Origin of the sequence: Pseudomonas sp. 22072, from assembly GCF_052046095.1 — a bacterium.
GTDB classification, from domain to species: domain Bacteria; phylum Pseudomonadota; class Gammaproteobacteria; order Pseudomonadales; family Pseudomonadaceae; genus Aquipseudomonas; species Aquipseudomonas paracarnis.
In genome coordinates this window covers 104,180-115,626 of record NZ_JBQEQE010000012.1, presented here as the reverse complement: position 1 = coordinate 115,626, position 11,447 = coordinate 104,180, and the positions used below count along the sequence as shown (strand labels likewise).

Here is an 11,447-nt window from a genome sequence, read left to right as displayed (position 1 = left end):
ATGTCCAATATCGTTATGGAAAAAGACATTGCCCATACCCACGAACAAGGGCATGAAGACGCCGGTTCCCTGAGCCTGTTCGGGTTCTGGATCTACCTGATGACCGACTGCATCCTGTTCGCGACCTTGTTCGCCGGCTACGCCGTATTGCGCGACAGCGTGGCGGGCGGGCCGTCGAGCATGGATATTTTCGAACTGCCCTATGTGCTGGCCGAAACCATGCTGCTGCTGTTGAGCAGTATCACCTACGGCTACGCCATGCTCGCCATGAACCACGGCAAGCAACGCGATGTGCTGCGCTGGCTGGGGCTCACGTTCGTGTTGGGCGCGGGCTTTATCGCCATGGAGATCAACGAATTCCACCACCTGATCGAAGAAGGCTACGGGCCGGACCGCAGCGGCTTCCTGACGGCCTTCTTCACCCTCGTGGGCACCCACGGCGCGCACGTGTTCACCGGGCTGATCTGGATGGCGGTGCTGATGGTCCAGGTCAAGCAACGCGGCCTGACCAGCACCAACGCCACCCGGCTCAGTTGCCTGAGCCTGTTCTGGCACTTTTTGGACGTGGTGTGGATCTGCGTCTTTACCGTGGTCTATCTGTTGGGGGTGGTGTGACATGTACAAGCAAAGCTCGCTTCACAGCAGTGCCGGTACCAGCCATGGCAGCAGTCGCTCCTATCTGGTCGGGTTCCTGGTGTCAGTACTGCTCACCCTGATTCCGTTCGCCCTGGTGATGTTCCCGTCACTGCCGCGCACCGTCACCGCCTGGTTGGTAGTGGCGTTGGGCGCGATACAAATCGTGGTCCACCTCAAGTTCTTCCTGCACCTGGACACGGCCGAAGAACAACGCTGGAACCTGATTGCGCTGATTTTCTCGGCGGTCATCATTCTTCTGTTGGTGGGGCTTTCGTTATGGATCATGGGCAGTATTCATCACAACATGCTGGCGCACTGAAACACTGGCGGGGGCTGTTCAATACCGCTATCGAGCTCACCAAGCCGGGTATTATTGTCGGTAACCTGGCGTCGGTGCTGGGCGGTTACCTGCTCGCCGCCAGCGGGCATGTAGCCTCGGTGACGCACGGGCTTGCCACACTGCTCGGCACGGCCCTGGTGATCGGTTGCGGCTGTGTCATCAACAACTGCATTGACCGCGACATCGACCGGCGCATGGTACGCACTTGTCATCGGCCATTGGCACTGCGCACCATCAGAGTGTCCACTGCCGCAGGCTATGGGATCGTCCTGGGCACCTGCGGTTTTGGCTTGCTGTGGGCCGGCAGCAATGCGCTGGCGTGTGGGCTGGCGATGGTCGGGCTGGTGATCTATGCGGGGGTCTACACCTACTGGCTCAAGCGACGCTCCCACTGGGCCACCTTGATCGGCAGCCTCTCCGGGGCGATGCCGCCGGTGATCGGCTATTGCGCGGTCACCGGGCGGTTTGACCTCACGGCCATGCTACTGATCGCGGTGTTCTGTTGTTGGCAGATGCCGCATTCACACGCCATCACCGTGATGCGCCGCGAGGATTTCCGCGCCGCAGGTCTGCCACTGTTGAGCCTGGCCCAAGCCCATCGGCAGATCCAGGCGTACATGCTGGCCTTCCTCGCCAGCGCCCTGATGCTAGGCGCGGTGGCGCAGATGGCGGCGTTGTATTTTGTGGTGATGCTCGGGCTGGGGAGTTATTGGCTAACCCTCGCGGCCAGCGGTACACGCCTCGCTGACCCGACCGGCTGGGCACGCAGGATATTCGGGTTTTCGATTGTGTTGGTGCTGGCGCTTGACCTGGCGCTGGCGGTGCTGAGGTAGCTTTGTGGGCGGCGCCCTCGAGGGATGCAATGCTCAAAGCAACGAAGATCAACTGTGGGAGCTGGCTTGCCCGCGAAGACGTCGGCCCACCCAACATTGATGTTGACTGACCCGCCGCTATCGCAGGCAAGCCAGCTCCCACAGGGGATTGCGCTTAACTGACTGGCATTGGGGCAAGCCCGCTCCCACATTTGGGGCACAGTGGCCTGCTCGATCAGGCATCGAGCACCGCCCGGATTTTGCGCGGCAAATCAGCAGGCTGATACGGCTTGGGAATCAACTCGAACTCATGCACCTCTATCTCCGCGCGGGCCAATGCGTCTTTCGCATAGCCGGTAGTCAGCAAGATCCTGATGTGCGGATACAAGCGCGACACCTCCCGCGCCAACGCCGCGCCATTCATCGCGCCGGGCATGATCAAGTCACTGAACACCAGGTCATACGTCGCCTGCTTGAGCATGCCCAACGCCTCGGCGGCATTGAGGGCGATGTCCGTGTGGTAACCGTAGTCAGACAGAATGACCTGCGCCAACTCGGCCACCTCGGGCCGGTCCTCCACGATCAGGATGCGTTCGTTACCTTGCGGTGAGATGGCTGTGGGGGGCTGCTCGACCCACAGCTGGCTGTCATCTGCAGGAAAGTACAAGCGAATCGTCGTACCGATGCCCGGGTCTGAATGAATCCGCGCCGTACCGCCCGATTGCTTGACGAAGCCATACACCATCGACAACCCCAGGCCCGAGCCCTGGCCTTCTTCCTTGGTGGTGAAGAACGGCTGCATGACTTTGTCCTGAATACCTGCGTCGATGCCGTTGCCGTTATCCGAGACCGAAATGCTCACGTAACAGCCCTCGGTCAACCCATCCCGCTCGGCACCGACATCGCCCGGCACCTGGACGTTGCAGGTCTGGACGGTTACCGCTGGGTCCGCACGCCCGCGCAAAGCATCCTGGGCATTCGATAACAGGTGCTGCACTGCCAGCTCCGCCTGGACAGGGTCGATGCGGCAGTTCCACAGATCTTCGGCAAGTTCTACATGCAACTCGACGCCCTGCAGCGCACGTGCCATGAATTCGGGGCGGCTGAGCAAGCTGTTCAAGTTGATCACCCGACTGTCGAGCCGTTGCTTGCGCGAAAACGCCAGCAACTGCTGGGTCAGGGTCTGAGCTTTTTCCGCCGCTGCCCTGGCACGGCTGGCACTGTTGACGATGCGCTGCGGATCGCTACCGGGGCGCTTGGCGCTCTGCTGGATCAAGTCGAGATAACCCATCATCACTTGCAGCAGGTTATTGAAGTCATGGGCAATGCCACCGGTCAGTTGCCCCAGCGCTTCCAGGTCTTGTGCGCGACGCACGCGCTGTTCGGCATCGTGACGCCGGCTCACGTCCAGCTGCGATGCGAAAAAATACACCAGTTGCCCACGTTCGTTGAACAACGGCGAAATGAACAGCTCGTTCCAGAAGGTCGAGCCATCCTTGCGGTAGTTGAGCACCTCGACACAGGCCTCATGGTGCTGCTCAACCGCGCGCTGCACCTGGTGCAGCGCGTTTTTGTCGGTTTGAGGCCCCTGCAAGAACCTGCAATTACGTCCGATCACTTCGTCCAGTTCAAAGCCTGTCAGGGTCAGGAACGCCTGGTTGGCAAAGATGATCGGATTATCAGGCCCCGCGGGGTCGGTCACGATCATTGCACTGTGGCTGGCTTGCATGGCCGCAAAGAACAGGTCTTTGCGGCTGGCAGACAGCATTGCCAATTCCATACCGTCGACCACAGGCTTCTTCTTTGTCGCCAAGGTTCACCTCCAGATACGTGGTACGTGTTCCATGGACCGTGAAAACGCTGCGCAGTGCCATCTTGTGCCGAGCGGACGCGGCGCCCCCCAAGGGCACCGCACGTGTCATTAACGCTTGGCTTGTGTGTCAGGCGCCTCAGAGCGTTGCAAAAACGCTTGCGTAAGCTCTGGCAAGTGCTCGAGCAACCACTGAGCCATGGCGACTTCCTGGGGTAGAATCTTTTCGCACGCCGCTTGTGTCTCGGCGTCGCCCGCTGCCTTCGCGGCCGCGATGAGCACCGTGTAGCTGGCCACTTCCATATTTTCAAACACGTAGCCGGCCATCGCGCCCTTGATCACCTCGTCACTCATCAGCGAGCCACCGACCGCCTGACCGAAAGCCATCAGCTTGCCGCCCACGTCTTTAAGGGTCGAAGCACTGCCTCCCAAACGCGTCAGGCATTCGTCAATCAGTTGCTGCTGCCCAAGGGTTTCCTCAATGTGCTCGTCGATTCGCGCCTTTAGTTGGGGGTAATTCTCCAGGCGCTCGGACTGTGCCTTGAGCATTTTCTCGGCCTGTTGCTCCATCGCATGGGCATCACGTAGCCAGTCGAGCAGGTTTTCCTGTGGGGTTGCCATGTCGTTGTCCTCGTCAAGAAAGTCGAAAGCACCGCACGCCCTTCAGCGTGCGGCTGTTCTCAATCAAAGGTCGGGCTTGGGCTTGAGGCCCGCCCCCAGGTCAGCGCCGGTGGTGGGGTCGCTGGTGGGGTCCGAGAGCGTGCGGATTTTCATCGCGCTCAGCACCGCTTCATCGTCGGCGTCCAACTGCACGCTGGCGGTGCCGTCACCGCCATCGACCGCCGGTTGTGGGTTTTCCACAAACTCCCAACCGTCACCCTGGTTCCAGGGCCCGCGCAGGTTCTCCGCGCCTTGGGACATGTTGAAGTACACCTGGGTGAACTCCGGTTTGCCCGGCAACTTGCCCTGGGGAAAATTCGGCTGGATCGCATGCAGCGCTTTTTCGAAGGATATCTGGTGAGCGATTTCCCGCGTCATCAAAAAACCCAGCGCATCTTTTACACCCGGGTCATCGGTGACGTTCATCAACCGCTCATAGACAATTTTGGCCCGGGCTTCGGCGGCGATATTCGAGCGCATGTCTGCGGTGGGTTCACCAATAGTGTCGATGTAGGCGGCGGTCCACGGCACGCCGGCAGAGTTGGTCAAAGGCGAACCCGCCCCGTACAGCAGGCTGGTGATATGCGAGTCATTGCCGGCGCCATTGAGGGCACGATACAACTCGCCCTCCTCTTCCACGCCTTCGGCCATTCGCCCCTTGGCGCCCTTGTTGAGCATGACGATGATGGAGCCGACGATCTCCAGATGGCTGAGTTCTTCGGTGGCGATGTCCATCAGCAAATCTTTGCGCCCCGGATCGTCTTCCGCCAAGGCTTGGGTGAAGTAACGGGACGCGGCGGCCAACTCACCTTGGGCGCCGCCAAACTGCTCGAGCAAAAGGTTGGCCAGGCCCGGATTGGGCTCGGCGACGCGGACGGTGTATTGAAGTCGCTTGTTATGTAGAAACATGAACAAATCTCCTCAGGCTTACGGAAAAAGGCGCCCTGCTGGAATGCGCGCCTACCTTGCATGGGAAGTGGCCTGCGCGTGGAAAATTTCAAAATAAACCGACGCCTCACGACCAGCGGTAATGCGCTGCAGGCCAAGCGAAACGGCACTTGTAGCGCAGTTCTCTCAATCGGCGCCGTGGTTTTCCGACTCGGGCACGGCGTCGATGCCGGGCGTACCGTTGGCGGGCTTGATGCTGGCGTCAGCGGGCGTTGCGGCGCTGTCGGGATGGTCCCAATCGGTGGTCGCGTTGGGGTCTTCGTCGCGCCCGGCAGTGCCGATGACGCAACCGTCTTCATTGGGTGCGTCTGGTTGCTCAAGCGGCCGGTACTGTGGGTTGGATGGGTTGTGTTTCATGGCTGAAAAGCTCCCGTTCACAGGTTAGGAACCTCGTTGGAACCACACCCTTTTTTGGAGTGCGAGGAAAAAGACGAATGGCAGGACCGTTAACTAAACCAGCAGTTTCGATTTGATTAATATCAAAGCGCTGGCCGGCAATAAAAGTTATACGAAGCGGCGCATCAACCAAGTTTCTGTATAACTTTTTCAGCGAAATTACCGTTCGTCGCCGGTTAGAAAAATCGGTAAAACATTTTTCAAAAAGCCAATATCGGAATAAGTGTCCGTTGCGAAACGGCCAACTAACGAAACGCAAACTTAGCGACTGGAGAACTATCATGACTACAGGTAATAAAAACCCGGGCAACTTTGCCAATGATCGCGAAAAAGCCTCCGAAGCCGGTAAAAAAGGCGGCCAGGCGTCGGGCGGCAACTTCGCCAACGACCGTGAAAAGGCCTCTGAAGCAGGTCGCAAGGGTGGCCAGCACAGCCACGGCGGCGGTCGGAAGTCGGGTTCTTGAGTAACGGTAGGAGGGGCAGCCTGGCTGCCCCTTCAAACCCAATAGTTTGAACAGGCTACACCTTATAATCCCCCCCCCCCTCATCCTGCCCGCTTGATTTAACAACGAGCGAACCTTCAGCCCAAGTTTCAAGTAGAGGCTTTCGACGCAAAGTTGTGGACGACCCTTCTTACAAAGCCATCACCTTGCCAGTATCTACGCCCCGTCATTATGAGCTAGCCTTACCGCGCTGAGTCCTTTATGCGGTGAACTCATGGATACGTTAACGAAAGCCGAAATCGAAACGGCCCTTTCCGCTCGCCTTCCCAAGTGCGCGGTCAAGTGCGCGCTCAACGCAGACGGCAGCCTTTCAGTCACTGTAACGGCGCACGGTATGGACCAATTCACCATCGCGAACATCAACCGCGCCCACTACCACGGTGTTTCGGGGATCAACCGGCTTGTGCGGGAAATACGTGAAGAAATGGTCATCGCCAGACAGTCTTTCTGGCTGTCATCGGTGGGGTAACAGATATGCCAGACGCTACTGACGCAACGCTGCAACCGGTCAACATTCAATACCTGCATGACACGCTGTTCGGTGTGAACACGCTCGCCAGCGAATGCATGGGGCAACTTGTGCGCACTGCGCCCGGCGTGCAGTTGCGGCTTGCACCGCCATGGCCAAAGCTATTGCCGAAGGCCCACTGGATTAGCTTTGAATGGAATGGTCAGGCCTATCGTGGCGTGGTGCAGGAGGCTGAATCCTTGACCAACGGCGACTTGCTGATGGACATCGAACCGCAGCCGTAAACGCGCACACTTGGCAGCATTAGGCGCGTTCACCGACCATCGCCCGTTGGTGAAAATGCGGCAGCCATTTCAATGCATGAAGAGACGCGGCCAACTGCACCTGCTCACGAGAACCCATAAAGCGTTCCTTGCGACTGAACACACTCAGTGCCCCGCCGTTTCGATAGGCCCAGGCAAAACAGACAGTGCCTGGGGGAATGCCATCAATTCCATCCGGCCCCAGCAGGCCAGTGGTGGCGACCGCCACATCAGCGGGGCTGTCGCGCAGCGCGCCTTGGGCCATTTCCTGGGCGACCTCACAGCTGGTGAGATTGAAGGTATCGATGGTATAGCGACGCACGTTCAACAGCCGCTGTTTCGCTTCTGGCGAATACACCACGTACCCGCTTTCGATCCACGAACCGCTGCCGTCGACCTGCGAAAGCAAGGTGATGATCTTGCCTGCGGTACACGACTCCGCCGTCGTGATGACCAACTGATGGTGCTTGAGGTATTCAACGATAGAAGCAGCGACCGACATGCTGAGTGCTCCTGTGCAAGAGGGATTTGCTCATTGATTTTTGTCAAAAAAAACGATTTGTAAAAAAGAATTTCGAAATTCTGCTGGGGTCTACAGAGGAACATCCCCCAGGAGACAGCACCATGAAGTTCGCGAAATTCTGCCAAAAACTCTCCAACCAGGCGGGCAGCTCAAAAACCTTTCTGACAGCCGTCAGCTTGATTGCTGTTTGGGCGCTCACCGGGCCTTACTTTCATTACAACGACACCTGGCAGTTAATCATCAACACCTCCACTACCATCATCACCTTCCTGATGGTGTTCCTGATCCAGAATACCCAGAACCGCGACAACGATATTCTTCATCTGAAACTGGACGAGCTGATTCGTGCCACCAAAGAAGCTCACAATGCGGCGTTGAGCCTGGATAAGCTTGGGTCGCGTGAGTTGCAAAAATTGCGCGAGCAATACAGCAAGCTGGGGCAACCCAATGCGGCCGATGAAATCAGGCAGGAGACAGATTCTCCAAGCGGCCCAATCTGAGCCCCACGCCGGTCAGCGTACCTTGCACCGTCTATCAGGCTGCAAGGTACTCGGCCAATGTCTCGGCACAGGCCTGCACCGCCCCATCCAGAATCAATTCATAACCATGGGTATTTTCCGTTGGAATGGCCAGGCAGCCGGCGCGGGCACAGGTCCCGTTACTCATGACCGCACTGGCATCCGAAGCGAAATCCACCAACAGCGCATATTGGGGGCTGTAGCCGCAGCGCTCTGCGGCAGCCGCCAGGTCGTTGACCACCGCCCGGGTGTAATAGCCTTTCTGGTCCCCCGTATTGATGATCGGGTCGACGGCCAGGCGCGTGCCGTATTCCTGCATGACCGGCCCCACCTCCACCGCGATGGTGGTGTCGCCGGGTAGCGTCGACGCGGCATACATTGCCCCGGCATTGCACTCCTCTTCGAGCGTGGTGAATACCAGATAGACATCCCTGGCCAACGCCTCCCGGCGCGAAGCCAGCAGCTGGGCTGTATGCAGAACGGCAGCAATCGGGGCGCGGTCATCCAGAAAATGCGCGGCAATGGCATCGCCCACTTGGAAGGGCTCACGCCAATGACGGCTCAGCACCACACGGCTTCCTGGCCGAATGCCGTGCTCGCCTAATGCCTGGGCAGTGCATCGCGTGATCACATGAACGTCGTTCCAGTGCACATCGCCCGAGAGCACATCAGCCCCTTGTGCCGTATTACTGGTGGCGTGCATCGAGCCAAAGGACAGCACGCCAGGAAGGATGCGTGTGTCCCCCAGGATATCCACCGGGCACACGCCAAAGTTGACCGGGTTGGCCCCACCCAGCGCCGTCACCCGCAACGTGCCATCCGCCTCGACGCGTTTAACCACCATGGCGATTTCATCCATATGTGCCATGACTTTAACCGCACCGGCAGGCTCGGCATCGCTGTGCTTGCCCTTGATCAAACCCACCACATTACCCGCCTGATCGACCCAGGCCTCATCGCACAACGGCGTCAGGCTTTCCAGGCAAATGGCGCGCACCTCGTCTTCCTGACCGCCCGGCCCGCGTGCCCGGAGCAATTGGGTAAGCAGCGTCGACGCTGGATTTTCAGTCTTGTGCATGGGATGAACACCTCACTGGCAGGTAAGCAATTGCGCTGTCAGCGCCTCTATAAAAAACGACCTGATGAATGAGTGAGTGTTCAACTCAAAGCATTTTGAACGCCCCGTACGCGCGTCTTTCCAACGAGAACAGGATCAGCCCTGACGCAGATCCTCGAACGTGACCATACCGGCAACAGGAGGCAGCCGACCATGACTGACACCCCAACCCATCGAGTGACAAAATCCCTATCCGCCGCAGTTGCGCTGTCCCTGCTCAGCGCCTGCGCTGGCAACAACTCACCTTCGAATGTCGAGGCACCTGGGAAGCCGACAACACCTTCGACCCGAACGCTGGAAGCCGGCGCCGCCCTGCTGCAATCACGCCCACCGATTGATGCCCTGAACGCCTACCTGGACGGTTTTCACTTCTACAACGGCCATCCCGATGTGCAAATGGAAGCCCATCACTACTGCGCAATCCTCAACGAGGAGGTCATCCAGTGTGTGATCTACGACGGCAACCGCAAGGATGCGAAGTTGATGGGCGTGGAGTACATCATCAGCGAGGCGCAGTTCAACACGTTGCCCGCGCCTGAAAAGGCGCTGTGGCACAGCCATGTGCATGAAGTGAAGTCAGGGCAACTGGTCGCGCCGGGAATTCCTGAGGTGGCGGAACATGCGCTGATGGAGAAGCTGGTGCACACCTACGGCAAGACCTGGCACACCTGGCATACCGATCTGGATAAACGCCTCCCGTTAGGCGTGCCTCAGCTGATGATGGGCTTTACCGCCGACGGCCAGGCTGACCCGCGTATGGTCGCCGAACGCGATAAACGACTGGGCATCGACAGTGCCGACAAGAAAAAGACGCGCGCCGATATCCCCGCGCCGCCCATCGCCCCTGGGGCGGACGCGTGGCGCCAGGGCACGGTTATCCAGATCGCCGACCCGACCCTGAAGGCCCATCAACATTGACACCGCCATTCAGTCATTTGGATTGAACGATCATTTGCGGGCCTTTCTCTACCCAAGACCAGCCAAAGGAGGATGTCATGATGATTGATACCGCAACCGGAATGAGGCCTGGCGAGCGATACGCCGTGGAAAACCTGGAGCGCACACCGAACTTCAGCGGTTTTTTCCTGGACGGAAAGTACTACCTGGGCCCTGAATTGATGACGGCCGTCGGATGGCTTGAAGGCCAGACGTTTATCTATGATGAGCTCGACGCCACAGGCGAACCGGTGTTTCCCGACCGCGTCGCTGGCACCGTCGAAAACCTGACCCTGATACTGACTGACGGTACCCGCCTGCAACTGCACCCGGTGCCCGTCCACGTGCCCGAGGATTCGCCTGGCGTCATGCAGGCCAAGGGGAAACTGCACGGCAAGACCGTGGTGATCACCGGCGCCTCCAGTGGCATTGGTCGCGCGGCTGCTCACGCCTTTGCCGAGCAAAGTACCCGCTTGATATTGGCGGCCCGAGATGAAAAAGCCTTGGAAGAGGTGGTCGAGGAATGCGCTGCGCGTGGCGCCGAGGCCATCGCCGTTAAAACCGATGTAACCCAGGGCGACCAGATGCGCGCCCTTGCCGAACAGGCGGCGGCCTTCGGCAATGGCCGCATCGATATCTGGATCAACAACGCCGGAGTAGGCGCCGTCGGCAGTTTCGAGGACACGCCGCTGGAAGCCCACGAACAGGTGCTGCAAACCGACCTGCTCGGGTACCTGCGCGGCGCCCATGTGGTGTGGCCCTATTTCAAAGCCCAGCACCGCGGCATTCTGATCAACACCTTGTCGCTGGGCAGTTGGGTAGCCCAGCCCTATGCCGTCGCCTACTCGGCCAGTAAATACGGCCTGCGCGGCCTGACTGAAGCACTGCGTGGCGAGCTGACTGATTACCCCGATATTCATGTGTGCGACATCTATCCCGCCGTGATGGACACACCGGGCTTTCGCGATGGCGGCAATTTTACCGGCCACACCTTGACGCCACCGCCACCGGTCTACGACCCACATAAAGTCGCGCAAGCGATGGTGGCCTGTGCGCTGCAACCGAGGGACAGCACCACGGTAGGCAGCGCTGCCACCGTGGCCCGCGTCGCGCATTTTTTGCTGCCCGGCTTTGCCCGGTTATCCGGTTGGCTCACCCGCCTCGGCCTGGAGCGCAGCCCGCGCGCCGTGACCTCTACGGGCAACCTCTACACCCCGGCAAGCGGCGAACGTCGTGTCGAAGGCGGCTGGCGGCAAACCCGCCGTACGCCCTATGGGATGGTTGCAATAGGCGCAGCGCTGCTAGTGGGCGGCGTTGTCGTTGCGCGCAAATATTCGGCTCGTCACAAATGAAAACGGGGCAAATCCCGAATACCAGCCAGTCAAGCACAACTCCTCTGTGGGAGCGGGGGGGGGGGGGGGGGGGGGGGGGGGGGGGGGGGGGGGGGGGGGGGGGGGGGGGGGGGGGGGGGGGGGGG

15 protein-coding genes are annotated in these 11,447 nt (G+C 59.4%); 9 read left to right on the top strand and 6 right to left on the bottom strand.

Features of this window, described 5'->3' with window-relative positions:
• From ACTJLA_RS14735 to cyoE, 3 genes are read left to right on the top strand one after another with little or no spacing between them, the layout of a single operon-like run.
• Nucleotides 1–615 (top strand): cytochrome o ubiquinol oxidase subunit III, encoded by a 615-nt coding sequence (locus ACTJLA_RS14735; protein WP_054895700.1) that lies wholly within the window; start codon nucleotides 1–3, stop codon nucleotides 613–615.
• Between the two features lies 1 nt (nucleotide 616).
• Nucleotides 617–955, top strand: coding sequence for a cytochrome o ubiquinol oxidase subunit IV (cyoD, locus tag ACTJLA_RS14730; RefSeq protein WP_314544518.1), 339 nt, complete (start codon nucleotides 617–619; stop codon nucleotides 953–955).
• On the top strand, nucleotides 913–1,809 hold the full coding sequence (gene cyoE, locus ACTJLA_RS14725; RefSeq protein WP_089042641.1) for a heme o synthase: 897 nt from the start codon (nucleotides 913–915) through the stop codon (nucleotides 1,807–1,809). Before cyoD ends, cyoE begins: the two co-directional genes overlap by 43 nt.
• A gap of 214 nt (nucleotides 1,810–2,023) precedes the next feature.
• Here cyoE and ACTJLA_RS14720 read toward each other — a convergent pair whose 3' ends face one another.
• From ACTJLA_RS14720 to ACTJLA_RS14705, 4 genes are all read right to left on the bottom strand, one after another.
• Nucleotides 2,024–3,601: a histidine kinase famiy protein gene (locus ACTJLA_RS14720; RefSeq protein WP_172415510.1), complete on the bottom strand. Its 1,578-nt coding sequence runs from the start codon at nucleotides 3,599–3,601 to the stop codon at nucleotides 2,024–2,026.
• A gap of 108 nt (nucleotides 3,602–3,709) precedes the next feature.
• The gene (locus tag ACTJLA_RS14715; protein ID WP_019821478.1) at nucleotides 3,710–4,219 is read right to left on the bottom strand and encodes a ferritin-like domain-containing protein; all 510 of its coding nucleotides are present in this window, start codon (nucleotides 4,217–4,219) and stop codon (nucleotides 3,710–3,712) included.
• 63 nt (nucleotides 4,220–4,282) lie between these two features.
• Complete coding sequence (locus tag ACTJLA_RS14710; RefSeq protein WP_014718025.1) at nucleotides 4,283–5,167, bottom strand: manganese catalase family protein; 885 nt, start codon at nucleotides 5,165–5,167, stop codon at nucleotides 4,283–4,285.
• 165 nt (nucleotides 5,168–5,332) lie between these two features.
• Nucleotides 5,333–5,563, bottom strand: a complete 231-nt coding sequence (locus tag ACTJLA_RS14705; RefSeq protein ID WP_236455270.1) for a hypothetical protein — start codon at nucleotides 5,561–5,563, stop codon at nucleotides 5,333–5,335.
• Between the two features lie 320 nt (nucleotides 5,564–5,883).
• Between ACTJLA_RS14705 and ACTJLA_RS14700 the strand changes: the two genes are divergently transcribed.
• The 3 genes from ACTJLA_RS14700 (at nucleotide 5,884) to ACTJLA_RS14690 (ending at nucleotide 6,858) form a co-directional block, all read left to right on the top strand.
• Complete coding sequence (locus ACTJLA_RS14700) at nucleotides 5,884–6,066, top strand: general stress protein (RefSeq protein ID WP_003190457.1); 183 nt, start codon at nucleotides 5,884–5,886, stop codon at nucleotides 6,064–6,066.
• A gap of 253 nt (nucleotides 6,067–6,319) precedes the next feature.
• Nucleotides 6,320–6,574 carry a hypothetical protein gene (locus ACTJLA_RS14695; RefSeq protein ID WP_014718023.1) on the top strand — a complete coding sequence of 85 codons (255 nt, stop codon included), beginning with the start codon at nucleotides 6,320–6,322 and terminating at the stop codon, nucleotides 6,572–6,574.
• A gap of 5 nt (nucleotides 6,575–6,579) precedes the next feature.
• Nucleotides 6,580–6,858, top strand: coding sequence for a hypothetical protein (locus ACTJLA_RS14690; protein WP_020303212.1), 279 nt, complete (start codon nucleotides 6,580–6,582; stop codon nucleotides 6,856–6,858).
• A 19-nt stretch (nucleotides 6,859–6,877) separates the two neighbouring features.
• On the opposite strand, the gene ACTJLA_RS14685 is transcribed toward ACTJLA_RS14690, so the two are convergent.
• Nucleotides 6,878–7,378: a CinA family protein gene (locus tag ACTJLA_RS14685; RefSeq protein ID WP_054895711.1), complete on the bottom strand. Its 501-nt coding sequence runs from the start codon at nucleotides 7,376–7,378 to the stop codon at nucleotides 6,878–6,880.
• A gap of 122 nt (nucleotides 7,379–7,500) precedes the next feature.
• On the opposite strand from ACTJLA_RS14685, the gene ACTJLA_RS14680 reads away from it, so the two are divergent.
• Nucleotides 7,501–7,899, top strand: a complete 399-nt coding sequence (locus ACTJLA_RS14680; RefSeq protein WP_014718020.1) for a low affinity iron permease family protein — start codon at nucleotides 7,501–7,503, stop codon at nucleotides 7,897–7,899.
• A 34-nt stretch (nucleotides 7,900–7,933) separates the two neighbouring features.
• Here ACTJLA_RS14680 and ACTJLA_RS14675 read toward each other — a convergent pair whose 3' ends face one another.
• Entirely contained in the window at nucleotides 7,934–8,995 is a 1,062-nt protein-coding gene (locus tag ACTJLA_RS14675) for a M28 family peptidase (protein WP_252950254.1), read from the bottom strand.
• A gap of 192 nt (nucleotides 8,996–9,187) precedes the next feature.
• On the opposite strand from ACTJLA_RS14675, the gene ACTJLA_RS14670 reads away from it, so the two are divergent.
• A complete protein-coding gene (locus ACTJLA_RS14670) occupies nucleotides 9,188–9,952 on the top strand; it encodes an OBAP family protein (protein WP_252950256.1) in 765 nt (254 codons plus the stop codon).
• An 80-nt stretch (nucleotides 9,953–10,032) separates the two neighbouring features.
• On the top strand, nucleotides 10,033–11,322 hold the full coding sequence (locus tag ACTJLA_RS14665; RefSeq protein WP_314544787.1) for an SDR family oxidoreductase: 1,290 nt from the start codon (nucleotides 10,033–10,035) through the stop codon (nucleotides 11,320–11,322).
• Nucleotides 11,323–11,447 lie beyond the last annotated feature (125 nt).

Coding starts and splice junctions, on each gene's coding strand:
- ACTJLA_RS14700 (WP_003190457.1), top strand. CDS start 5,884: ATGACTACAGGTAATAAAAACCCGGGCAACTTTGCCAATGATCGCGAA.
- ACTJLA_RS14695 (WP_014718023.1), top strand. CDS start 6,320: ATGGATACGTTAACGAAAGCCGAAATCGAAACGGCCCTTTCCGCTCGC.
- cyoD (WP_314544518.1), top strand. CDS start 617: ATGTACAAGCAAAGCTCGCTTCACAGCAGTGCCGGTACCAGCCATGGC.
- ACTJLA_RS14680 (WP_014718020.1), top strand. CDS start 7,501: ATGAAGTTCGCGAAATTCTGCCAAAAACTCTCCAACCAGGCGGGCAGC.
- ACTJLA_RS14735 (WP_054895700.1), top strand. CDS start 1: ATGTCCAATATCGTTATGGAAAAAGACATTGCCCATACCCACGAACAA.
- ACTJLA_RS14665 (WP_314544787.1), top strand. CDS start 10,033: ATGATTGATACCGCAACCGGAATGAGGCCTGGCGAGCGATACGCCGTG.
- ACTJLA_RS14705 (WP_236455270.1), bottom strand. CDS start 5,563: ATGAAACACAACCCATCCAACCCACAGTACCGGCCGCTTGAGCAACCA.
- ACTJLA_RS14675 (WP_252950254.1), bottom strand. CDS start 8,995: ATGCACAAGACTGAAAATCCAGCGTCGACGCTGCTTACCCAATTGCTC.
- ACTJLA_RS14715 (WP_019821478.1), bottom strand. CDS start 4,219: ATGGCAACCCCACAGGAAAACCTGCTCGACTGGCTACGTGATGCCCAT.
- ACTJLA_RS14710 (WP_014718025.1), bottom strand. CDS start 5,167: ATGTTTCTACATAACAAGCGACTTCAATACACCGTCCGCGTCGCCGAG.
- ACTJLA_RS14685 (WP_054895711.1), bottom strand. CDS start 7,378: ATGTCGGTCGCTGCTTCTATCGTTGAATACCTCAAGCACCATCAGTTG.
- ACTJLA_RS14690 (WP_020303212.1), top strand. CDS start 6,580: ATGCCAGACGCTACTGACGCAACGCTGCAACCGGTCAACATTCAATAC.
- ACTJLA_RS14670 (WP_252950256.1), top strand. CDS start 9,188: ATGACTGACACCCCAACCCATCGAGTGACAAAATCCCTATCCGCCGCA.
- cyoE (WP_089042641.1), top strand. CDS start 913: ATGGATCATGGGCAGTATTCATCACAACATGCTGGCGCACTGAAACAC.